A 20574-nucleotide genomic window follows, 5' to 3' on the forward strand; every position below is an offset into this window, starting at 1 on the left:
GCGGTAGAGGCGTTTTTTTGCTGCTCAACATCCGGAACGGCGGCGGCGCTGGAACCTGCGGGGCATGCAGGTGGCATGCGGATCGCAGACGCGGGCACGGACCGGCGCCCGCAGGGTCAGCCTCAGGGCTTGATCAGCCCCGCCACGTCCCGCGCGGCACCGGCAGGTTCCTGCAGCAGGTGCGCGATCACGCTGCGCCGGTCGGCCTCGGTGCGCTGCTGCGACAGGAAGTGCTTGCCCACCAGCCGGTCCACCAAGACCTCGAACCCCACCAGCCGTGCCGCCGCCTCATCGATGAAGCCCGGCTGCGCATCGCCGATGGACCAGGGCTGCGCGCGGCCGCCTTCCTGCGCCGCGGCCAGCGCCCCCAGGTGGGTGCGCATCCAGCCGGCATCGTCCACCCAATGCAGGCGGCCACGGGCCTCGGCGGCGGCGTAGTTCCAGCTGGGCGCCAGGCGCCCGCTGCTCTGGCCGTTCACGTACCAGCGCGGCGAGATGTAGGCATTGGGGCTCTGGAACACCGCCAGCACCTCGGCACCGTCCGGCACCGACTGCGCCATGCCGTGCCGCCGCGCCACATGGCCGCGCAGGCGCACGGCGCCGCCCGGTTCTGCCACCACCTCCAGCGGCAGCAGGTCGGCCTGCAGCCCCGCGCCATCCGGTAGCGCAGGCAAGGTGGACAGCGTGACCACGGTGGCCAGCGGGTGGGCGCGCATCAGCGCGTGCAGTTCGCTCGGGTCGTCGGCTTGGAAGAGGGGCTGGCTGTGCATGGTTGTGGATTCAGATTCAGGTGGGGGTTTGCATGGCGGTCCGAAACAGGCGGCGTCGACGGGTTCAATCTGGCACCGTGCCGGCCCGCGCCCAGCGGGGCATAGCGCCCACTGCCTGCATGCGGGGAACGACAGCGCGGTGCCGCAGACCACTCCAACGCGGGTCTCATGGCATGCGGCGCGATGGGGCATGGGATGGCGTGGCGGGGCCTATGCCACGCACCATGCCGCAGGCCAGCGCCGGCGGCCGTCGCGGGCGCGACGCAGGGGTGCCATGCCCGGGGCGCCCGCATCGCACACAATCGGTGCATGACCTCCGCACTCTTTGAAGTTGAGCAACTGCGCAAACGCTACGGCGAGACAACCGTGGTGAACGATGTCTCCTTTGCCATCGCCCCGGGCGAATGCCTGGGCGTGATCGGGCCCAACGGCGCGGGCAAGACCACCACGATCCGCATGTGCCTGGGCCTCACGGCGCCGGACGGCGGGGCGGTGCGCTTTTTTGCCGAGCCCGGCGCGCAGGCCCTGCACATGCCACGCGACGCACTGGCCATCAAGGCGCAGCTGGGCGTGGTCACGCAGTTCGACACGCTGGACCCGGACTTCACCTGCGCCGAGAACCTGCGCGTGTTCGGCCGCTACTTCGGCCTCAAGGGCGCGGTGATGGACGAGCGGGTGCCGCGCCTGCTCGACTTCGCCGCCCTCACGCACAAGGCCCACGCCAAGCCCGGGGAGCTGTCGGGCGGCATGAAGCGGCGCCTGAGCCTGGCCCGCGCCCTGGTCAACGACCCGCGCCTCTTGCTGCTGGACGAGCCCACCACCGGCCTCGACCCCCAGGCCCGCCACCTGATGTGGGAGCGCCTGCAACTGCTGCTGCAGCAGGGCAAGTCCATCCTGCTGACCACCCACTTCATGGACGAGGCCGAACGCCTGTGCTCGCGCCTGTTGGTGCTGGACCACGGCAAGAAGATCGCCGAAGGCCGCCCGCGCGAGCTGATCGCCCAGCACCTGGAGCCCGACGTGGTGGAGGTCTTCGGCCTGGGCGCGGTGGCGCTGGCCGAGGACGCCGCGCTGCGCGCCCTGGCGGCGCGCGTGGAGATCAGCGGCGAGACGGTGTTCTTCTACACCCAGAACGCCCAGCCGCTGCTGCAGGCGCTGGGCGCGCACCCGCACCTGCGCACGCTGCACCGGCCGGCGAACCTGGAGGACCTGTTCCTGAAACTCACGGGCCGCCAGATCCGCGAGGATGGTTGACAGCGGTTGCTACTAATTTTGCAGCAAACAAAGGCCGACCAACGAGCGGTAGCGGCCTTTTTCACCACAACCGCCCGCTTACGCCACCCGTGGCTTGACCTTGCTGGCCGCGAGCTTGGCGTTGGTGCGGGCCGTCTCCACATCGGACGCACGCGCCAGGGCCACGCCCATGCGGCGCTTGGCAAAGCTCTCGGGCTTGCCGAACAGGCGCAGGTCGGTGTCGGGCACGCGCAGCGCCTCGTCCACGCCGTCGAAGACGATGCCCTGGGCTTCCACGCCGCCGTAGATCACGGCGCTGGCGCCGGGGTTGCGCAGGCGGGTGTCCACCGGCAGGCCCAGGATGGCGCGGGCGTGCAGCTCGAACTCGCTCTGGTGCTGGGTGCACAGCGTGACCAGGCCCGTGTCGTGCGGGCGGGGGCTCACCTCGCTGAACCACACGTCCTGGCCTTTCACGAACAGCTCCACACCGAACAAGCCCTGGCCGCCGAGGTTGTCCGTCACGGCCTTGGCGATCTGGCGCGACTTCTCGAGCGCGGCCGGGTGCATGGGGTGGGGCTGCCAGCTTTCCACATAGTCGCCGCTCACCTGCACGTGGCCGATGGGGTCGCAGAAGTGGGTTTCGATCTGGCCGTCCGCGCCGACCGAGCGCACCGTGAGCTGGGTGATCTCGTAGTCGAAGTCGATGAAGCCCTCGACGATCACACGCCCGTGGCTCACGCGGCCACCGGCCATGGCGTAGTCCCAGGCCTTTTGCACGTCGGCGGGGCCGTCGATCTTGCTCTGTCCCTTGCCGGAGCTGCTCATCACGGGCTTGACGATGCAGGGGTAGCCGATGCCCTGGCCATTCTCGCCATCGATGGCCGCCTGCAGCTCTTGGAGCGAATTGCAGAACTTGTACGGACTGGTGGGCAGGCCCAGCGTTTCGGCGGCCAGCACGCGGATGCCTTCGCGGTCCATGGTGAGGCGTGCGGCACGGGCGGTGGGGATCACGCGCACGGTGCCGGCGGCTTCGAGCTCTTCGAGCATGGGGGTGGCGATGGCCTCGATCTCGGGCACCACGAGGTGCGGGCGCTCGGCTTCGATCAGCGCCTTGAGCTGTGCGGGGTCGCTCATGGTGATGGTGCGCGCATGGTGCGCCACCTGCTGGCCGGGTGCGTTGTCGTAGCGGTCTACCGCGATGGTCTCCACGCCCAGGCGCTGCAGGGCGATGAGCACTTCCTTGCCCAGCTCGCCCGAGCCCAGCAGCATGACTTTGGTGGCATGGGGCGACAGGGGGGTTCCGAGGGTGGTCATGTCAGGCTTTCAGAAAATCGAAGGGTTGGGGGCCGCACCCACGCGCGCGGACTCGGTCATGGGCTGGCGGGTCGGTGCAGGCGACTGTAATGCACCCGCCCGCCCCGCCGACCGCGCCCCGGTCGCGCAAGTGCTTGCGCCCCTGCCGCCCTTTTCCTACGATAGCGGCCTGCCCCGGCCCGCCGGACAGCCCCCGCCACGCGCACCCACCCATGGAGCCCCCTTGACCTCCGGCGACCACGACCAGCTTTTCCTCCAGCGTCTGAACGACGTGATGCAGCGCATCGCCCACCAGGGCGACCTGCATGCCGTCGAACCCCTGATGGCCATGACCGGCCAGTTGCCCCCGCACAGCACCCTGGCCCAGCTGGCCGAATCGTTCGCCCACATGGTGGTCAAGCTGGAGGCGCGCGAGTTCGAGCTCGAATGCCGCATCGAGGACCTGGACCAGACCCGGCGCGAGCTGGAGCAGGCCAACCTGGACCCGCTCACCAACCTGCCCAACCGCATGATCGCCCGCGACCGCCTGCGCCAGGCCGTGGCCGACGCCCGCACGCGGCAGGTGCAGTTCTCGGTGTTCTTCCTGGACCTCGACCGGTTCAAGAAGGTCAACGACACCCTGGGCCACGCCGCGGGCGACGAGCTGCTGGTGCAGGTCACCCAGCGCCTGTCGGCCTGCCTGCAGGAGGGCGACACCCTGGCCCGCCTGGGCGGGGATGAGTTCCTGTGCGTACTGCCCCGGTGCGCCGAGGCCGCGGCAGCCCAGGCCATCGCCAGCCAGATGGTGGCCGCGCTCAACCAGCCGTTTCCGCTGGCGGCGGGACAGGCCGACATCGGCACCAGCATCGGCATCTCGCACTTTCCGGAGCATGGGCAGACGGTGGACGAGCTCATCGCGTTTGCCGACGCGGGCCTGTACGAGGCCAAGCACCGCGGGCGCAATGTGTGGGCTTACTCGCCCAAGCAGGCGCCACTGCGCACGGGCTGAGGCCGGCAAAGCGCCGGCCTGCGTGCACGCCGCCCACCCCGGCGGCGGGCCCATAAAAAAAAATTTTTGCGCAGCCTGCATCCAAATGGCGTTCTCGCGGGTAGTACCTCCAGCAGCCGATCTTCACCGGCCGCTGTCCTTTCCACCCAACTGAAGAAAGAGAACGCCATGAACACCACCCTGACCTTGTCCTCGCGCACCCTGGCCATCGCTGGCGCCGTGACAGCCGCCGCCCTGCTGACGGCCTGCGGATCGATGTCCTCGTCTTCCGCATCGTCTTCGCGCCCCATGATGTATTCGCAAGACGGCCTGCCCGACACCATCAAGGTGCCCGCGGGCCACAAGGTCGCCATGGAAACCGTGGGCGTGGGCGAGATCACCTACGAATGCCGCGACAAGGCCAACGCCCCCGGCCAGACCGAATGGTTCTTCGTGGGCCCCAAGGCCGTGCTGAACGACCGCAGCGGCAAGCAAGTGGGCACCTACTACGGCCCGCCCGCCACGTGGGAATCGCAAGACGGCTCCAAGCTCACGGCCACCCAGCTGGCCGTGGCGCCATCGGGCACCGGCAACCTGCCCTACCAGCTGGTCAAGGCCAACCCGGCCATGGGCTCGGGCGCGATGACGGGCGTGACCTACATCCAGCGCGTGGCCCTCAAGGGCGGCGTGGCGCCTGCCGCAGCCTGCACGGCCACGAACAAGGGCGAGCGCCAGATCGTGAAGTACCAGGCCGACTACATCTTCTGGAAGGCCGCGTAAGCCTGCGCCCCACCGCAGCCCGGCGGGGCCGCCCAGTAATTCCCTTGGGCTGCGCAGGACTGCGCGGGTGTGGGGCGCATTGCCCGGTACGATGTGTGCCGCCGGGGCTTCCCCGGCAGACCCGCCCATCCCGCCGACGCGCCCCCACACCTGCCCACCGTGCCCCACGAGCCGCCTGTTGACCTCGACTACGAAGCCACGCTGGCCGCCTGCGCGGCCGGCGACCGCCAGGCCATGCGCAGGCTCTATGAACACGAAGGCGCCCGGCTCCTGGGCGTGGCGCTGCGCATCGTGCGGCAGCGCGCCCTGGCGGAGGACATCGTGCACGACGCCTGCCTGAACATCTGGACCCGCGCTGCCAGCTTCGACGCCCAGCGCGGCAGCGCGCGCGGCTGGATCTATAGCGTGGTGCGCAACCTGGCGCTCAACGCCGTGCGCGACGCGGGCCGCCATGCCGATGTGGACGACGACACCACCCAAGCGCTGCAGGACGCGCAGGCCGCACTCGCCCACCGCGAGGTGGCCGAGGCCTTCGAGCTGAACGCCAGCCTGGGCCGTCTGCAGCACTGCCTGGAAGCGCTGGACCCCGCGCGCCGCAATTGCGTGCTGCACGCCTACGTGGACGGCTGCTCCCACGGTGAGATCGCCGAGCGCCTGGGCGCACCGCTGGGCACCGTCAAGGCCTGGATACGGCGCAGCCTCACCTCGCTGCGGGAGTGCATGGCATGACCGGGCCCACGGACACCCACACGGACAACGCGGCACCTCTGCCACCGCAGGACGATGACACCCTGGCCGGCGAGTACGTGCTGGGCACCCTGCCCGCCGCAGCGCGCCGCGCGCTGGAGCAGCGCCTGCCCACCGACCCTGCGCTGCAGCACGCCGTGCTGGCCTGGGAGGCCCGGCTGCACCCGCTGACCCAACTGGCCGAGCCCATCGCACCGCCGCCCGCGCTGTGGGCGCGCATCGATGCGTCCCTGCAGGCCGCCCGCCCGGATACCGTGGCCGCGCCCCAGGCCACCGCCCCGCGCGGTGCCCGCACCAACCCCGCCAAGTCCGCATCGGCCTGGTGGAACCACCTGGGCCTGTGGCGTGCGCTGGCCGGATCGGGCTTTGCGATGGCCGCCGTGCTCGCTGCCGTGCTCGTCACCCGCACCGCCCCGCAGGTCGCGCCCACGCAGTTCATGGTGGTGCTGGTGGCGCCGCAGGACAAGGCACCGGGCTGGGTGGTGCAGGCCAGCGCGCCGCGCACCATCAGCCTCATCCCGCTGGGCGTGGCCGAGGTGCCCGCCGGCAAGGCGCTCGAATTCTGGACCAAGGCCGACGACTGGAACGGCCCCGTCTCCCTGGGCCTGGTGCAGCCGGGCCAGCCGCTGCAGTTGCAGCTCGACAAGCTCCCCCCGCTGCAGCCCAACCAGCTCTTCGAGCTGACCCTGGAGCCACCCACAGGCTCCCCCATCGGCAAACCCACCGGCCCGATCCAGTTCATCGGCCGCGCAGTCAAGGTGCTTTGACGGCTTGGGTCATTGACGTAACCAGTCGCCCCCGCACCTAAAAAAAGCACGCTCTCAACCAGCGACCGCCGCGCAAGGGCCGCCCCGCCGCGCTGGCGGTGTCCCCCTTCCCGAATTGCGCAGCAATTTGAGAGAAAGGGGGAAGGCGCGAAGCGACTCAGGGGGTTAGTACTGCCTATACGGGAGGAACTTGCCCGACAGCACGACGTTCACGCGGTCGCCCTTGGGGTCGGCCTCGCGCTGGATGTCCATGCTGAAGTCGATGGCGCTCATGATGCCGTCGCCGAACTCCTCGTGGATCAGCTCCTTGATCGTGGTGCCGTACACGCTCACCACCTCGTACCAACGGTAGATCAGCGGGTCGGTCGGCACCGGTGTGGGCAGCGAGCCCTTGTAGGGCACCACCTGCAGCCACTTCTGCTCTTCGGACGAGAGGCCGAAGATCTTGCCCAGCACCTTGGCCTGCTCGGGCGTGGCGGTCATCTGGCCCAGGCACAGCGCGGTGGTCCATTCCTTGGACTGGCCCACCTTCTTGGCGATGGCGTGCCACTGCAGGCCTTTGGCGACCTTGGTGCTGATGATCTTTTCGGTGACGTCGGTGCGGTTCATGCGGTCTCCTCGGGGGGGGTGAAAGGGCTGGAAGGGGTACGCCCAGCCACAAGCAATGCCCATGCCCGCACGCCGCGCGGCCCTGCCGCGCAGGTGCTGGCGGCTGCCGGGATGACGCCGCACAATAGGCGCATGCAGACCCCACCTTCGTCCCCAGCCCACGGCATCGCCGACGCGCCGCAAGAGCCCTCCCACTGGCGCCCGCCACACCTGTCGCCCCGCTGGTGGCCGGTGTTCCTGCGCAACCTGCTGGTGTGGCGCAAGCTGGCCATTCCCAGCCTCGTGGGCAACATCGCCGAGCCGCTGATGTGGCTGGTGGCCTTCGGCTACGGCATGGGGGCGCTGGTGGGCCAGGTGAACGTGGGCGGCGCGGGGGGCACCACCACGCAGGTGCCCTACATCCTGTTTTTGGCCAGCGGCTCGATCTGCATGAGCGCGATGAACGCGGCGAGCTTCGAGGCGCTGTACTCGGCCTTCTCGCGCATGCATGTGCAAAAGACCTGGGACGGCATCATGAACGCCCCCGTGAGCCTGGACGACGTGGTGCTGGCCGAGATGCTGTGGGCCGCCTTCAAGGCGCTGTTCACCGTGTCGGCCATCCTGTGCGTGATGCTGGCGCTGGGCATCAGCCACAGCCCCAGGCTGCTGGTGGCATGGCCGGTGCTGCTGTTCGTGGGGGTGATGTTCTCCAGCATCGCGCTCATCTTCAACGCGCTGGCCAAGGGCTACGACTTCTTCACGTACTACTTCACGCTGGTGCTCACGCCGATGATGTTCCTGTCGGGCGTGTTCTTCCCGCGCGAGCAACTGCCGCCCATCGTGCGCGCGATCTCCGACTGGCTGCCGCTGACCAACGCGGTCGAGCTGGTGCGCCCGCTGTTCATGGACCAGTGGCCCGCCCACCCCTGGCGCCACGGGCTGGTGCTGGTCATGACCACGGTGGTGGCGTTCTGGGTGGCGCTGGCACTCACCCGCAAGCGCTTCAAGGCCTGACGCAGAGCCCGGCAGTCCACCACGACGCGGGCACAGGCACCCGCGCGGTGTGCCGTCAGCCCTTCACGCGGCGGCACGCAGCAGGTCCACGGCCTTCTCGGCAATCATCACCGTGGGTGCATTGGTGTTGCCGCTCACGATGCGCGGCATGATGGACGCGTCCACCACGCGCAGGCCCGCCACGCCGTGCACGCGCAGCGCGCTGTCCACCACGTCCATCACGCCCGGCCCCATGCGGCAGGTGCCCACGGGGTGGTAGATGGTGTCGGCGTACTGGCGGATGAACTGCTCGATCTGCGCGTCGGTCTGTGCACCGGCGGACGCGGGCAGCTCCCGGGCGCCGTACTGCGCCAGGGCGGGCTGGGTGAGGATCTCGCGCAGGCGCTGAAAGCCCCGCACCATGCGCTGCATGTCGTCGGGGTCGGACAGGAAGCGCGGGTCCACCAGCGGCAGCGCCATCGGGTCCTTGCTGGCCAGCGTGACGGACCCGCGGCTTTTGGGCTGCAGCAGGCACACGTGGGCCGAGTAGCCGTGGCCCAGCACCGTCTTGCGGCCATGGTCCACCAGCTTGCCGACCACGAAGTGCAGTTGCAGGTCGGGCACCGGCTCGGTAGGGTCGCTCTTGATGAAGCCGCCCGCCTCGGCGAAGTTGGTGGTCAGCATGCCGGTGCGGTGCCGGCGCCATTCGGCAATGCCGCGCAGCGCGTTGAGCATGCCGGTGGGCGACAGGCCGAAAAGGTCGCGGTGGTTGGGTGCGTCGAGCACCTGCACCACGTCCGGGTGGTCGTGCAGATGCGCGCCCACGCCGGGCAGGTGGTGCAGCACGGGGATGCCGTGTCGCTGCAGTTGCGCGCCCGGCCCCACGCCCGACAGCATGAGCAGCTGGGGCGACAGCAGCGCGCCCGCGCTCAGCAGCACCTCGCGTGCGGCCTTCACCTGGTGCAGCGCGCCTGCCTGGCGGTATTCCACGCCCACGGCGCGCTGGCCTTCGAACAGGATGCGCGTGGCGTGGGCGCTGGTGATGACCTGCAGGTTGGGCCGCGCCCGGTGCGGCGTGAGGTAGCCCTTGGATGCACTGTGGCGCTCGCCGTTCTTGTGGGTGACCTGGTACAGGCCCACGCCTTCTTGCGTGGCTCCGTTGAAGTCGGTGTTGTGCGGGTGGCCGGCCTGCACGCCTGCCTGGGTGAACAGGTGGCTGAAGCGGTGCGGGCTGCGCAGGTCTGCCACGTTGAGCGGGCCGCCCTGGCCGTGCCAGGCATCGGCGCCGCGCTCGTTGTGCTCGGCCTTCATGAAGTACGGCTTCACCTCGTCCCAGCCCCAGCCCGGGTTGCCTTCGCGTGCCCAGTGGTCGTAGTCGGCATGCTGGCCGCGAACGTAGACCATGGCGTTGATGGAGCTCGAGCCGCCCAGCACCTTGCCGCGCGGCTGGTAGCCCTGGCGGTTGTTCAGCGCGGGCTGCGGCGTGGTGTTGAAGCCCCAACCGTTGAGTTCGAACTTGGCCATGACCGCCAGGCCCGCCGGGCAGTGGATGAGCACGCTGCTGTCGGCCGGGCCGGCTTCGAGCAGGCACACGCGCACGGCGGGGTCTTCGGTCAGCCGGCCGGCCAGCACCGAGCCCGCCGAGCCGCCGCCGATGACGATGTAGTCGAACAACATGGTGTCTGTCTCCTCCGCCCTGCGGTGCCGCGGGCGGTTTGTGTAGAGTGAAATGCGGTTCGCACACCCCTGCACACGGGCAGGGCGAATCCACGCCAGGCCACGATAACCGAACGGTCGTGCGATTCGCTTTACCATCCCGTCCATCCGTTTCACTTTGAAGAGAGCTCTCTATATGACGATTCAGACCGTTGGCATCATCGGCGCGGGCACCATGGGCAACGGCATTGCGCAGGCCTGCGCGGTGTCGGGCATTGACGTGGTGATGGTCGACATCTCCGATGCGGCAGTGCAAAAGGGCCTGGCGACCGTGGCCGGCAGCCTGGACCGCCTGATCAAGAAGGAAAAGATCAGCGCGGCCGACAAGGATGCGGCGCTGGCGCGCATCAAGACCTCCACCAGCTACGACGACCTCAAGGCCGCCCAGCTCGTGATCGAGGCCGCCACCGAGAACTACGAGCTCAAGCTCAAGATCCTGAAGCAGGTGGACGCCATCGTGGCGCCCGAGGTGCTGATCGCATCGAACACCTCGTCGATCTCCATCACCAAGCTGGCGGCTGCCACCAGCCGCGCCGACAGGTTCATCGGCATGCACTTCTTCAACCCCGTGCCGATGATGGCGCTGGTGGAGATCATCCGCGGCCTGCAGACCAGCGACGCCACGCACGACGCCGTCAAGGCCCTGGCCGAAGCCCTGGGCAAGAGCCCCATCACCGTGAAGAACGCGCCAGGCTTTGTGGTCAACCGCATCCTGGTGCCGATGATCAACGAGGCCTTCTTCGTGCTGGCCGAAGGCCTGGCCACGCCCGAGGACATCGACGCGGGCATGAAGCTCGGCTGCAACCAGCCCATCGGCCCGCTGGCGCTGGCCGACATGATCGGCCTGGACGTGTGCCTGGCCGTGATGGACGTGTACCTGACCGAGTTCGGCGACAGCAAGTACCGTCCGTGCCCGCTGCTCAAGGAGATGGTTGCGGCCGGCCGCCTCGGGCGCAAGACCGGGCGCGGCGTCTACAGCTACTGAGCGTGCAAGAGCGCTGTCCCACGCGAGACGGCGCTCGGGTTTCATAGCGTTTTCAATGGCGGGCAAGGAGACACCAAGCCATGTCCATGCCCGCCAGCGCTCACACCATCACCCCCATCACACCCAATACGCCCCCGCCCGAGGGCTGCATCGACACCCAGGTGCTCGGCCATGTGCTGCTCATCGGCATCAACCGCCCGGCCAAGCGCAATGGCTGGACGCCGCCCATGTTCCGCCAGCTGGCCGAGGCCTATACCCGGCTGGACGACGACCCCGACCTGCGTGTGGGCGTGCTGCATGCGTTCGGCGACCACTTCACCGCGGGCCTGGACCTGCCCGCCGTCAGCGCCTACATGCAGCGCGGCGAAAAGGCCATCCCCGAGGGCCTGGTGGAGCCGCACGACTACGGCCTGCCCGGCTACCGGCGCCGCACCAAGCCCATGGTGGTGGCGGTCAAGGGCATCTGCTTCACGGTGGGCATCGAGCTGATGCTGGGCGCGGACATCGTGGTCGCGGCGGACGACTGCCGCTTCTCGCAGATGGAGGTGCAGCGCGGCATCATGGCCACGGGCGGCGCCACGCTGCGCATGGCCGAACGCGCAGGCACGGGCAACGCGCTGCTGCATTTGCTGACCGCCGATGAGTTCGGCAGCAGCGAGGCGTACCGCCTGAACTTCGTGCAGAAGGTGGTGCCCGCCGCGCAGGTGCTGGACGAGGCCATCGACATCGCGCAGCGCATCGAGGCCCAGGCGCCGCGGGCCGTGGTGGCCACGCGGCTCAACGTGCTCAAGGCCATCGAGCAGGGGCAGGCCGCGGCGGTGGCCGAGTTCATCCCCGTGCAGAAGCAGCTGGCCAACAGCGAGGATGCGGCGGAAGGCGTGCGGGCGTTTGTCGAGCGGCGGCCTGCCCGCTTCACCGGCCGCTGAACGGCCCACGGCCTGGGCCCTCACCCCGGCCTTGGCCCGAGCCCCGGTCATTCGCGGCTTGCACCCGCACGCGCGCCGTGCGTGAATAGCACCTTCGCCCGCCCACCGGCAGACCCGGCCGCAAAACCGCACGGGCAACAAAAGATTACACAATTGAATTGCGCACAATTCAATTTCGCCGCACAATTCACTCCATGGCCCGCAGCAAACCCACCACCGACACCCCCAGCCCAGCCCTGCTGCGCCTGGACAACCAGGTGTGCTTCGCGCTGTATTCCGCCTCGCTGGCGATGACCAAGCTGTACAAGCCGCTGCTCGAAGCCATCGGCCTGACCTACCCCCAATACCTGGTGATGCTGGTGCTCTGGGAGCGCGACGGCGTCACCGTGTCCGAGCTGGGCGAGCGCCTGTTCCTCGACTCCGGCACGCTCACGCCGCTGCTCAAGCGCCTGGAAGCCTCGGGCCTGATTGCCCGCCTGCGCGACGTGCAGGACGAGCGCCGGGTGCGCATCACCCTCACCCCCGCTGGCCGTGCGCTGCGCCAGGGCGCAGAGGCCATCCCGCCCTGCGTGCTGGAAAGCAGCCAGTGCACCATCCCCGAGCTCACGGCCCTGACCACCGAACTCAAGCAACTGCGCGACCGGCTGGGCCAGCGCTGACGGCAGCGGCCCAATTTTTCATCGATTCCCTCCCCGCCCGCCTGTGGGCAACAACCTCAAAGGAAGACACCATGACGCAACTCGAAAAAGTCCTGTACACCGCCAAGGCCCACGTGACCGGTGGCCGTGATGGCGCCGCCAAGACCGACGACGGCCGCCTGGACGTCAAGCTGTCCTCGCCCGGCACGTCCGGCACGGGCACCAACCCCGAGCAGCTGTTCGCATCGGGCTACGCAGCCTGCTTCATCGGTGCGATGAAGGCCGTGGGCGGCAAGATCGGCATCCCGGTGCCTCAGGACGTGTCCATCGACGCCGAAGTCGACCTGGGCCCCATCCCGAACGCCTACGGCATCGCCGCCCGCCTGGCCATCAGCCTGCCCGGCCTGGACAAGGAAACCGCCCAGAAGCTGGTGGACGCAGCCCATCAGGTCTGCCCCTACTCCAACGCCACGCGCGGCAACATCGACGTGACCATCACGCTGGTGTAAAGACCATGCCGACGACCCCGCGGTGGCCGCACGCCGGCGGCGGCGGGGTGGTTGGCGTGCGCTCGCCAGTCTTGCCATGAACCGCTTGCTGATTCCCCGCATCGCCGTGGCCCTGGTGGCCATCGAGCATGCGTACATCCTGGTGCTGGAGATGTTCTTCTGGAACAAGCCTCTGGGCCTCAAGACCTTCAACCTGACCCAGGAGCTGGCCGACGCCACCGTGACGCTGGCGGCCAACCAGGGGCTGTACAACGGCTTCCTGGCCGCCGGCCTGTTCTGGGGCCTGTTCACCAACAACCGGCTGTTCAAGATCTTCTTTCTGGCCTGCGTGATCGTGGCCGGCGTGTTCGGCGGCGTGACCGCCGTGCCCAAGATCTTCTTCACCCAGGCGCTGCCGGCCATCATCGCCCTGGCCCTGGTGCTGGCGCTCGACAAACCGGCCGCACAGCGCAGCCTGTAAGCTTCGGCCACCCGCCAAAGCTATCAAAACAATAGCTGCCAACGCTTGCACAACAAGCGGTGGCGGCTATTTTTCATGGCAACCACGTGCCTGCAAACGGGCAGTCAGCCACTGCAAACGGGCGGGGCCCTGTGCGCTGCCCCGTGCGTGCACACGCGGCCGGACACGAGCGGATACCGCAGGGCGTGGCCGTGTCGCCCACGCGCCCGGGCCTGGTTGAGCCGTGCAGCGGTTTGCGCTAGCGTGTGAGGATGAGCACCACCACCCTCCTCGTGCGCCAGGACCAGCTGGCCACCACCCGCCTGCACACGGTGAATGACGACGCACCGCTGGCCGAAGGCCAGGTCCGCGTGCGCGTCGACCAGTTCGCGCTGACCGCCAACAACATCACCTACGCGGCCATGGGCGAGATGCTGCAGTACTGGCAGTTCTACCCCAGCGGCGAGGCAGGCTGGGGCATCGTGCCGGTCTGGGGCTTCGGCACCGTGGTGCAGTCGCAGTGCGCGGACGTGGCGGTGGGCGAACGCCTGTACGGCTACTGGCCCATGGCCGACCAGGCCGTGCTGTCGCCGCACCGCATCACGCCCGCAGGCTTCGCCGACGGCGCGCCCCACCGCGCCAGCCTGCACGCGGTCTACAACCAGTACCTGCGCGCTGCCGCCGACCCGTTCTACCGCACCGACAACGAAGACGTGCAGGCGCTGCTGCGGCCGCTGTTCGTCACCTCGTGGCTCATCGACGACTTCCTGGACGACCAGCAGTTCTTCGGCGCGCGCCGCATGCTGCTGTCCAGCGCATCGAGCAAGACGGCGTACGGCACGGCCTTTCAGCTGGCGCAGCGCGACGGCATCGAGGTCATCGGCCTCACATCGCCGGGCAACGTGGCCTTTTGCGAAAGCCTGGGCTGCTACGACCGCGTGGTGACCTACGACGCGCTGGAGGCCGAGATCGACGGTGCCACACCCAGCGTGTACATCGACTTCGCGGGCAGCGTGGGCCTGCGCCAGCGCATCCACGCGCACTTCAGCGGGCTGGCCTACAGCTGCGCCGTGGGCGCGAGCCACGTGCAGGACCTGGGCGGCGCAGGCCAGCTGCCCGGCCCGCGCCCGGTGATGTTCTTTGCGCCCGCACAGGTCAAGAAACGCAACGCCGACTGGGGCGCGCAGGGCCTGGGCGAGCGGCTGGTGCGCGCCTGGAACCACTTCAGCACCACGGTGCAGGCGCCGCCCGCGCCCTGGCTCACGGTGCAGCACCATGCCGGCCCCGAGGCCACGCAGGCGCTGTTCACCCGCATGCTGGCAGGCAGCGGCGACGCGCGCACCGGGCACATCGCGACCTTGCAGGCCGGCTGACCTGCACGTTATGGGCGGGGCCCGGGCGACCGGCGCAGGCCGTTGCCCAGGGACTTCCGGGCGCTCTGCAGCGGCGTAGCGACCCCACCGCCTGCACGGCGGCGGCGCACGGCGACAATGGGGCATGACCCGACCGCCCCCCGACAGCACGCCCGACGCCGCTGACACGACCGCTTCGCCTCACCCGCTGCACCCTTACGCCCAGCTCACGCCCGACCATGTGCTCGACGCGCTGGCCGGCGTGGGCCTGTACGGCGACGGCCGCCTCATGGCCCTGTCGTCGTATGAGAACCGCGTGTACCGGGTCACCCTGGAAGACGGCCAGCGCGTGGTCGCCAAGTTCTACCGCCCCGGCCGCTGGAGCGAGGCGCAGATCCACGAAGAGCACGCCTTCGCCGCCGACCTGATGGCCGCCGAGGTGCCCGCCGTCGGCCCGATGGTGCTGAACGGCCAGACGCTGCACCAGCACGACGGCTTCGCGTTTTCGGTCAGCCCCTGGCGCGGCGGGCGCCAGCCCGAGCTGGACGACTTCGAGGTGCTGGAATGGATCGGCCGCTTTCTCGCGCGCATCCACACCGTGGGCGCGGCGCAGCCCTTCGTGCACCGGCCGCTGCTGGACGTGGAGACCTTCGCCACCGCATCGCGCGACTGGCTGCTCGCCCACGAGATCATCCCGCTCGACATGCAGGCCACGTGGAAGGCCCAGTGCGACAAAGCTATTGAATTGATAGCTGCCAGCGCTTTACCATCGAGCGGTAGCAGCCCTTTTGGCTTGAAGGATGCCACGCCCATCCGGCTGCACGGCGACTGCCACCCCGGCAACATCCTGTGGACCCCGCTCGACGAATACGGCCGCGGCGGCCCGCACTTCGTGGACCTGGACGACGCCCGCATGGGCCCCGCGGTGCAGGACCTGTGGATGCTGCTGTCCGGCGACCGCCGCCAGCGCACCCACCAGCTCAGCGCCCTGCTGGACGGCTACGAACAGTTCCGCAGCTTCGACCGCCGCGAGCTGGCGCTGATCGAGCCGCTGCGCACGCTGCGCCTCATCCACTACAGCGCCTGGCTGGCACGCCGCTGGCAGGACCCGATCTTCCCGGCCAACTTCCCGTGGTTCGGCAGCAGCGACTACTGGCGCGGGCAGGTGGACATGCTCATCGAGCAGTGCGAAGCAATGCAGGAAGAGCCGCTGGCGGCGTAGCGGCTGCGCGCGCTGCGCAGGCCTCGGCGCCACTGCAAACGATTGTCAACTCGCGCGCACAACCGGTGGATGTCGGGCAATATCAAAGCGCCTCCCCGAGAGGCGTTTTCGTATCGATTCCCAAGGGCTGACCCCCTCATCACACCACCATGCGCATTGCCGTCCTTGACGATGACTCCGACCTTCTGGAGCTCATCAAGGCCCACCTCGAACGCCATCACCATGTCTGCCACGTCTACGCGAGCGGCGCGAGCCTGCTCATGGACACACGGCATGAAACCTTCGACCTGCTCATCGTGGAGTGGCACCTCCCCGACATGGAGGGCATCGACGTGGTGCACAGCGTGCGCCAGGGCATCGGCCCGCAGTTGCCCATCCTTTTCGTGACCAGCCGCCACGACGAGCGCGATGTGGTGGAGGCGCTGAACCGCGGCGCCGACGACTACATGGTCAAGCCCCTGCGCATGGGCGAACTGGCGGCGCGGGTGGCCGCACTGCTGCGCCGCGCCTACCCCGAAGCGCTGGGTGCCGCTGCGCGGCAGGAGTTCGGCCCCTACCGCTTCGACCTGCAAAAGCGGCTGTTGCTGCTGCGCGGCACACCCCTGAACCTCAAGCACCGCGAGTACGAACTGGCGCTGTTCATGTTCCGCAACGCGGGCCGTCTGCTATCGCGTGCGCACCTGCGCGAAGTGGTCTGGGGTGAGATCAACGAAGCGCCGTCGCGGTCGCTGGACACACATGTCTCGCGCCTGCGCAGCAAGCTGGAATTGACGCCGGAAAGCGGCTACACGATCACGTCGGTCTACGGCATGGGATATCGGCTGGACTTGCCTGGAATGCAGCGGGGAGCCACCGCCGCAGGGTGAGGTGCCAGGCTGTGGCCGCTTGGCGCGCAAGGCGCAGCGATCACCCCGCGCAGCCAGTACGCGCCAAAGAAAATGCCAGTCAGGGCTCGCCTGACCGGCATGGGACAGAACTCGCGTTCGTCGACCTCGTTCTGATGTTCTCCTATGGCCGCATGGCGCAACACGCATTGAAGATGACTTGCGCTCTGGCGACCACCTTGTCACGATCCACATTGCCGGCCGGCACATTACTGGGCAGCAATTCGCCCGCGATGTACGGATCGAGAATTTCAGCAGACGGATCTGGCGACAAAACCAATTTCCAGGCCGCAGACTCTACCGGGTCATAGAGATGATACCGGTCGGTGACCGTAATTTCATAGGCATAGGACATCGCGACTGGATCGCCGGTCATGGCCAAGCCGAGAAGTTCCTTGGCTGCGAGTTTGGCGTTTTCACTCGCAGGATCGTTCCACTTCTTGGACGACTCTTCATGGACAAGTTTTTCGATGGCCTTGAACGTTCTGGCACCCGGATCGCCTGCCAACGCGGCTTCCGTCATCAGCTTTTGAATGAGGGGGCGGTCTTCCGGCGGCACGTCCTGGCAAAGGATTTTGCGCACCTCCAAAAAAAATATCCTTTGCTGAACCTCCGGCAACTCAAGGTCTTGCACGGAACGCGCTTGGCCCGTTGATTCCAGGTCGGAGATTTCATCCAGCAGATCCTGGCAATCCAGCATCTGCTGGGCCCTGACGTACGAGGGATGCCCTTTCGGAGGAGGCATATTTTGTACGAATATGTGCGGGTCCAGACCTGTGAAGTAATTTTGTTGTGCCCAGACGTTTCCAGCCGCCGTTCCACAAGCCAGCACAGCCATTGCCAGACCACTGCGCAGGAATAATTTCGGAGATTTGTACATCATGATTTCATCTCATGTTCGTTGGTGTTTGAAAATCAGGAAATGAGCAATCCGTCAGCCCACGGATTCGAAGACTCCAACGGGAAACGCTCCCACGAACTCCAAGGCCCATTGACTGCCGACAGGTGCGCCCGCATCAAGGCGGGGCCAAACTATAATCAGGCTGCAGCTGATGAAAATATTCAACCGGGGTGTATCCCATAAAATACGGAAGATTGGGGTCCAATGGGTTCTGCCTGAAAGAAATGAATCCATAGAGAAGCCTATGCGTACTCACGACGGCCCCTCCAGAATCACCAGGCTGTACCGGCCGAAGTGTATTGATAGCCCCTTTGGCAACGCCTTCCGGTGGAGACTCCGGACCATGCGGAATGGGAGCACTGACCCAATCGCAAGTGATATTGGTGATAGCGCCGCTGGTACAAAACGGCAAACCCGGTGCAGGCGAGCCCACGCCTGCAAGAGGCAATGATGAAAATGTAGGTAATCCGAAGGGTACAGTGATCACCCTCCCTACTGCACGCGGTGTGGTCGTGTACGTCAAATGGCAAGGATTGTTCCATTTGGGGTCGACTACACACACGTGATTCCAGGTCACGTCAGGCGGCACACGCACCATGGCTACGTCCCGAATCTGATCCAACCAGACGACCTTCCCGAGCCACTGCCCGCTGTTGAAGCCAAGGCCCACCCTCACCTCTTCGTTTGCCACCACACAGTGCCTTGCAGTCACAGCGTACCGCGTATTCTTTCGGTACGCTGTAATGTTCTGCCAAAAGCCCCTTCTTCTGAAGACACCGCCTACCGTGCAGCTCTCCCCATTCTCCAGGTGAATCTCAGTGCCAGCCATGGCAGGTATTTCCTGTCGTCGCTCATGCACGGCGAACGACATTGTCGATACAGTCGTTCCAGCAAAAAACACCAGAATTTTCAGTTTGTCGATTTTGCTCTTCTTCATTTTTTTCTCCAAAGTTGAAAACTTTTTGAACTATCGGTATCAGAAGGCGAAAACAGGCACCAGTCGAATTGCTTCATTCATATCAAACACTCCTTGTATCAAAATGCCAAGTATTGCGTTGCAACAAAGCGTGCACCGATATCCCATGCACATATTGAATGTAGCTTTTGCAAAGAGTATGTTTATTCAAAAAAGCCGTCGGCAAGAGCGACAAATGGCGATTAACTGCCGCTCGGCAAAATCTAAAGGAAGTTATTGAAATGGCGTCTCTGGACCGCGCAAGTGGGCGTAGGACCGGATCCAGAGTGAATCCTTCAGCAGACCCAAGAAACGCACGGCAGGGCGCCTGAGCCGCGAGCATTGCGCTTGCGGCATCGGCTCTATCGCCGATTCGCCGGAGCCCAGTGCCGGGCTTCGTACAGGAACTGGTCCGCCGCGCCACCGCCCCTTCGGCACGGGCCCCGCTGTAGACCGCAGGCCATACCCGTTCGAAGCTCGCAGTGGCAACGCCTGCGGCGCTGTCGGCGTGCGGGAATGCCGGTGTTTGCCTCACCGCCCGCGCCTGCCGGCCAAGACTCAGGGTCGGCTACACGCCACGGCGCCCACCCTTTCGATGGGGAGGTCGAACGCTCCCCCTCCCCACCACCACTTGAACGCTCTGCCAGCGCCCCCGCGAGTCCGCAAGCCCTCAGGACTGCGGGGGGGCCGATGGCGCCAGCGAATCGCGCCAGCCGCGCACCAGGACATCCTGGACGAACCGGCGGTCCAGCCACAGCCACAGCAGGATGGGCACCAGGGTGGGCAGGACCAGCGAGCCCAGTTGGTAACCGTAGATGATGGCCTCCATCTGCCACTGAGAGACGCGCAGCAGCCGGATATTGGTCTGTGCGGCCATCACGATCTGCATGAGCAGGGACATCGTGAGGCTGAAAGCCTGCCCCGGCAGCAGCAGGGCCCAGCCCGCCACCGCGCGCCAGCCAAGCCCTTTGCCCCGCGCCGCAAACAGCAGGGCCAGGAAGATCGGCAGTCCATAGGCATAACGCGCAGGGTTGGCCTCCACGGTGAGTTCTCCCCTGCGTCCGCCCTGCTCCGGCACGGGCACCGACACAGCGGTATCCACCTCGATATTGCCTGGCGTCACCGTCGCCTGGCGGATCCACATCGGCGCCCCCTGCTCCAGCGCGATGTGCGACAGGACACCCACCGGATAGGACGTCCAGGCGGACACCTGCGACCACAGTGCGGTGAGCACCACGATCCAGCCAAAGGCCGAGAGCACGAAGACCGTGAGCGGTGAGAGGCGGCGCATGCAGTGGGTCTCCGTGGGGTCAGGCGGCGGCGGACGGGGTGTCGGGAGTACCGGGCTTGGGGGCCGGGTTGGCACGGGCCTGGGCCCTGGCGTCGGCCCGCACCCACAGCAGCCAGACGATGAGCACGTCCAGCATGATGAGCGCCTGCCACAGGTATTCGTGGGCGAAGTTGAACACCGGCGTGCTCCACTGGCCCAGATAGAAAAGGCTGATCACGCGCACGACGTTCAGGCCCTGCACCGCCACGAAGCCCACGACCAGGCCGACCAGCTTGTGGCGCCAGGACGCCGGGAACGCCATCACCGCCGCGAACAGCACGATGCACGCTTCGATGCCATTGCAGCCCGGCTCGATGGAGACACCAAAGCCCGTCACCGTGTTCCACAGCACCTTGCCCGCCGCGGCTGCGGTGGAGTCGAACAGCGTGACCAGCGCCACGCAGGCGCGGGCCAGCAGTGCCGTCCACGGCAGCACCACGTGCTGCTGCACCACCCCCAGCATGTTGATGCCGAAGAGCGTGAGTTGCAGGACCACGAAGGTAAGGAAGAAACGCAGCATGGGAACTCCGGGACAACAAGGCAGCGCCGGCGGCACTG

General features: G+C 67.2%; 22 protein-coding genes. 14 read left to right on the forward strand and 8 right to left on the reverse strand.

Features of this window, described 5'->3' with window-relative positions; genetic code table 11:
• Positions 1-122: 122 nt before the first annotated feature.
• Positions 123-770, reverse strand: a complete 648-nt coding sequence (locus tag ACSQ3D_RS05230; RefSeq protein ID WP_436126136.1) for an FMN-binding negative transcriptional regulator — start codon at positions 768-770, stop codon at positions 123-125.
• Between the two features lie 309 nt (positions 771-1079).
• On the opposite strand from ACSQ3D_RS05230, the gene ACSQ3D_RS05235 reads away from it, so the two are divergent.
• Positions 1080-2024: an ATP-binding cassette domain-containing protein gene (locus tag ACSQ3D_RS05235; RefSeq protein ID WP_056409731.1), complete on the forward strand. Its 945-nt coding sequence runs from the start codon at positions 1080-1082 to the stop codon at positions 2022-2024.
• A 78-nt stretch (positions 2025-2102) separates the two neighbouring features.
• Here the strand turns inward: ACSQ3D_RS05235 and purT are convergent, their stop codons facing one another.
• Positions 2103-3317: a formate-dependent phosphoribosylglycinamide formyltransferase gene (gene purT / locus ACSQ3D_RS05240; protein ID WP_436126137.1), complete on the reverse strand. Its 1215-nt coding sequence runs from the start codon at positions 3315-3317 to the stop codon at positions 2103-2105.
• Between the two features lie 223 nt (positions 3318-3540).
• On the opposite strand from purT, the gene ACSQ3D_RS05245 reads away from it, so the two are divergent.
• From ACSQ3D_RS05245 to ACSQ3D_RS05260, 4 genes are all read left to right on the forward strand, one after another.
• Positions 3541-4305: a diguanylate cyclase domain-containing protein gene (locus ACSQ3D_RS05245; RefSeq protein ID WP_396505066.1), complete on the forward strand. Its 765-nt coding sequence runs from the start codon at positions 3541-3543 to the stop codon at positions 4303-4305.
• Positions 4306-4473: 168 nt separating this feature from the next.
• The gene (locus tag ACSQ3D_RS05250) at positions 4474-5064 is read left to right on the forward strand and encodes a DUF3455 domain-containing protein (RefSeq protein WP_056409741.1); all 591 of its coding nucleotides are present in this window, start codon (positions 4474-4476) and stop codon (positions 5062-5064) included.
• A gap of 159 nt (positions 5065-5223) precedes the next feature.
• On the forward strand, positions 5224-5793 hold the full coding sequence (locus ACSQ3D_RS05255; RefSeq protein WP_056409744.1) for a sigma-70 family RNA polymerase sigma factor: 570 nt from the start codon (positions 5224-5226) through the stop codon (positions 5791-5793).
• Positions 5790-6578, forward strand: a complete 789-nt coding sequence (locus ACSQ3D_RS05260; RefSeq protein WP_436126138.1) for an anti-sigma factor — start codon at positions 5790-5792, stop codon at positions 6576-6578. The genes ACSQ3D_RS05255 and ACSQ3D_RS05260 overlap by 4 nt, the downstream gene beginning before the upstream one ends.
• A gap of 165 nt (positions 6579-6743) precedes the next feature.
• Here ACSQ3D_RS05260 and cynS read toward each other — a convergent pair whose 3' ends face one another.
• Positions 6744-7187 carry a cyanase gene (gene cynS, locus ACSQ3D_RS05265; RefSeq protein ID WP_436126139.1) on the reverse strand — a complete coding sequence of 148 codons (444 nt, stop codon included), beginning with the start codon at positions 7185-7187 and terminating at the stop codon, positions 6744-6746.
• A gap of 132 nt (positions 7188-7319) precedes the next feature.
• Between cynS and ACSQ3D_RS05270 the strand changes: the two genes are divergently transcribed.
• Positions 7320-8180 carry an ABC transporter permease gene (locus ACSQ3D_RS05270; RefSeq protein WP_436126140.1) on the forward strand — a complete coding sequence of 287 codons (861 nt, stop codon included), beginning with the start codon at positions 7320-7322 and terminating at the stop codon, positions 8178-8180.
• A 63-nt stretch (positions 8181-8243) separates the two neighbouring features.
• Here the strand turns inward: ACSQ3D_RS05270 and ACSQ3D_RS05275 are convergent, their stop codons facing one another.
• On the reverse strand, positions 8244-9833 hold the full coding sequence (locus tag ACSQ3D_RS05275) for a GMC family oxidoreductase (protein ID WP_436126186.1): 1590 nt from the start codon (positions 9831-9833) through the stop codon (positions 8244-8246).
• Positions 9834-10011: 178 nt separating this feature from the next.
• Between ACSQ3D_RS05275 and ACSQ3D_RS05280 the strand changes: the two genes are divergently transcribed.
• The 8 genes from ACSQ3D_RS05280 (at position 10012) to ACSQ3D_RS05315 (ending at position 16812) form a co-directional block, all read left to right on the forward strand.
• Positions 10012-10860 (forward strand): 3-hydroxybutyryl-CoA dehydrogenase, encoded by an 849-nt coding sequence (locus ACSQ3D_RS05280; RefSeq protein ID WP_436126141.1) that lies wholly within the window; start codon positions 10012-10014, stop codon positions 10858-10860.
• 86 nt (positions 10861-10946) lie between these two features.
• On the forward strand, positions 10947-11786 hold the full coding sequence (locus tag ACSQ3D_RS05285; RefSeq protein WP_436126187.1) for a crotonase/enoyl-CoA hydratase family protein: 840 nt from the start codon (positions 10947-10949) through the stop codon (positions 11784-11786).
• Between the two features lie 194 nt (positions 11787-11980).
• Complete coding sequence (locus tag ACSQ3D_RS05290; RefSeq protein ID WP_056409759.1) at positions 11981-12445, forward strand: MarR family winged helix-turn-helix transcriptional regulator; 465 nt, start codon at positions 11981-11983, stop codon at positions 12443-12445.
• A 71-nt stretch (positions 12446-12516) separates the two neighbouring features.
• Positions 12517-12933 carry an organic hydroperoxide resistance protein gene (locus tag ACSQ3D_RS05295; RefSeq protein ID WP_056409762.1) on the forward strand — a complete coding sequence of 139 codons (417 nt, stop codon included), beginning with the start codon at positions 12517-12519 and terminating at the stop codon, positions 12931-12933.
• Positions 12934-13009: 76 nt separating this feature from the next.
• Complete coding sequence (locus ACSQ3D_RS05300) at positions 13010-13393, forward strand: DUF1304 domain-containing protein (RefSeq protein ID WP_396505070.1); 384 nt, start codon at positions 13010-13012, stop codon at positions 13391-13393.
• A 251-nt stretch (positions 13394-13644) separates the two neighbouring features.
• Positions 13645-14745 (forward strand): DUF2855 family protein, encoded by a 1101-nt coding sequence (locus ACSQ3D_RS05305; protein ID WP_436126142.1) that lies wholly within the window; start codon positions 13645-13647, stop codon positions 14743-14745.
• Positions 14746-14869: 124 nt separating this feature from the next.
• Positions 14870-15946 (forward strand): serine/threonine protein kinase, encoded by a 1077-nt coding sequence (locus ACSQ3D_RS05310; RefSeq protein ID WP_436126143.1) that lies wholly within the window; start codon positions 14870-14872, stop codon positions 15944-15946.
• Positions 15947-16095: 149 nt separating this feature from the next.
• Positions 16096-16812 (forward strand): response regulator transcription factor, encoded by a 717-nt coding sequence (locus ACSQ3D_RS05315; protein WP_056409774.1) that lies wholly within the window; start codon positions 16096-16098, stop codon positions 16810-16812.
• Between the two features lie 142 nt (positions 16813-16954).
• Here the strand turns inward: ACSQ3D_RS05315 and ACSQ3D_RS05320 are convergent, their stop codons facing one another.
• The 4 genes from ACSQ3D_RS05320 to xrtH form a co-directional block, all read right to left on the reverse strand.
• A complete protein-coding gene (locus ACSQ3D_RS05320) occupies positions 16955-17713 on the reverse strand; it encodes a hypothetical protein (protein WP_436126144.1) in 759 nt (252 codons plus the stop codon).
• A 133-nt stretch (positions 17714-17846) separates the two neighbouring features.
• Positions 17847-18668, reverse strand: coding sequence for a hypothetical protein (locus ACSQ3D_RS05325; protein ID WP_436126145.1), 822 nt, complete (start codon positions 18666-18668; stop codon positions 17847-17849).
• Between the two features lie 688 nt (positions 18669-19356).
• Positions 19357-19977: an exosortase H-associated membrane protein gene (locus ACSQ3D_RS05330; RefSeq protein ID WP_056409779.1), complete on the reverse strand. Its 621-nt coding sequence runs from the start codon at positions 19975-19977 to the stop codon at positions 19357-19359.
• Between the two features lie 19 nt (positions 19978-19996).
• Positions 19997-20536: an exosortase H gene (xrtH, locus tag ACSQ3D_RS05335; RefSeq protein WP_436126146.1), complete on the reverse strand. Its 540-nt coding sequence runs from the start codon at positions 20534-20536 to the stop codon at positions 19997-19999.
• Positions 20537-20574: the final 38 nt, after the last annotated feature.

Source organism: Acidovorax sp. LjRoot117 (assembly GCF_964252695.1).
Taxonomy (GTDB): Bacteria; Pseudomonadota; Gammaproteobacteria; order Burkholderiales; family Burkholderiaceae_C; genus Acidovorax.

What these genes read in the sequence shown, in the direction of transcription:
- ACSQ3D_RS05230 (WP_436126136.1), bottom strand. Translation starts at nt 770, where the DNA reads ATGCACAGCCAGCCCCTCTTCCAAGCCGACGACCCGAGCGAACTGCAC.
- ACSQ3D_RS05235 (WP_056409731.1), top strand. Translation starts at nt 1,080, where the DNA reads ATGACCTCCGCACTCTTTGAAGTTGAGCAACTGCGCAAACGCTACGGC.
- purT (WP_436126137.1), bottom strand. Translation starts at nt 3,317, where the DNA reads ATGACCACCCTCGGAACCCCCCTGTCGCCCCATGCCACCAAAGTCATG.
- ACSQ3D_RS05250 (WP_056409741.1), top strand. Translation starts at nt 4,474, where the DNA reads ATGAACACCACCCTGACCTTGTCCTCGCGCACCCTGGCCATCGCTGGC.
- ACSQ3D_RS05260 (WP_436126138.1), top strand. Translation starts at nt 5,790, where the DNA reads ATGACCGGGCCCACGGACACCCACACGGACAACGCGGCACCTCTGCCA.
- cynS (WP_436126139.1), bottom strand. Translation starts at nt 7,187, where the DNA reads ATGAACCGCACCGACGTCACCGAAAAGATCATCAGCACCAAGGTCGCC.
- ACSQ3D_RS05270 (WP_436126140.1), top strand. Translation starts at nt 7,320, where the DNA reads ATGCAGACCCCACCTTCGTCCCCAGCCCACGGCATCGCCGACGCGCCG.
- ACSQ3D_RS05280 (WP_436126141.1), top strand. Translation starts at nt 10,012, where the DNA reads ATGACGATTCAGACCGTTGGCATCATCGGCGCGGGCACCATGGGCAAC.
- ACSQ3D_RS05285 (WP_436126187.1), top strand. Translation starts at nt 10,947, where the DNA reads ATGCCCGCCAGCGCTCACACCATCACCCCCATCACACCCAATACGCCC.
- ACSQ3D_RS05290 (WP_056409759.1), top strand. Translation starts at nt 11,981, where the DNA reads ATGGCCCGCAGCAAACCCACCACCGACACCCCCAGCCCAGCCCTGCTG.
- ACSQ3D_RS05295 (WP_056409762.1), top strand. Translation starts at nt 12,517, where the DNA reads ATGACGCAACTCGAAAAAGTCCTGTACACCGCCAAGGCCCACGTGACC.
- ACSQ3D_RS05300 (WP_396505070.1), top strand. Translation starts at nt 13,010, where the DNA reads ATGAACCGCTTGCTGATTCCCCGCATCGCCGTGGCCCTGGTGGCCATC.
- ACSQ3D_RS05305 (WP_436126142.1), top strand. Translation starts at nt 13,645, where the DNA reads ATGAGCACCACCACCCTCCTCGTGCGCCAGGACCAGCTGGCCACCACC.
- ACSQ3D_RS05310 (WP_436126143.1), top strand. Translation starts at nt 14,870, where the DNA reads ATGACCCGACCGCCCCCCGACAGCACGCCCGACGCCGCTGACACGACC.
- ACSQ3D_RS05315 (WP_056409774.1), top strand. Translation starts at nt 16,096, where the DNA reads ATGCGCATTGCCGTCCTTGACGATGACTCCGACCTTCTGGAGCTCATC.
- ACSQ3D_RS05320 (WP_436126144.1), bottom strand. Translation starts at nt 17,713, where the DNA reads ATGATGTACAAATCTCCGAAATTATTCCTGCGCAGTGGTCTGGCAATG.
- ACSQ3D_RS05325 (WP_436126145.1), bottom strand. Translation starts at nt 18,668, where the DNA reads ATGAAGAAGAGCAAAATCGACAAACTGAAAATTCTGGTGTTTTTTGCT.
- ACSQ3D_RS05330 (WP_056409779.1), bottom strand. Translation starts at nt 19,977, where the DNA reads ATGCGCCGCCTCTCACCGCTCACGGTCTTCGTGCTCTCGGCCTTTGGC.
- xrtH (WP_436126146.1), bottom strand. Translation starts at nt 20,536, where the DNA reads ATGCTGCGTTTCTTCCTTACCTTCGTGGTCCTGCAACTCACGCTCTTC.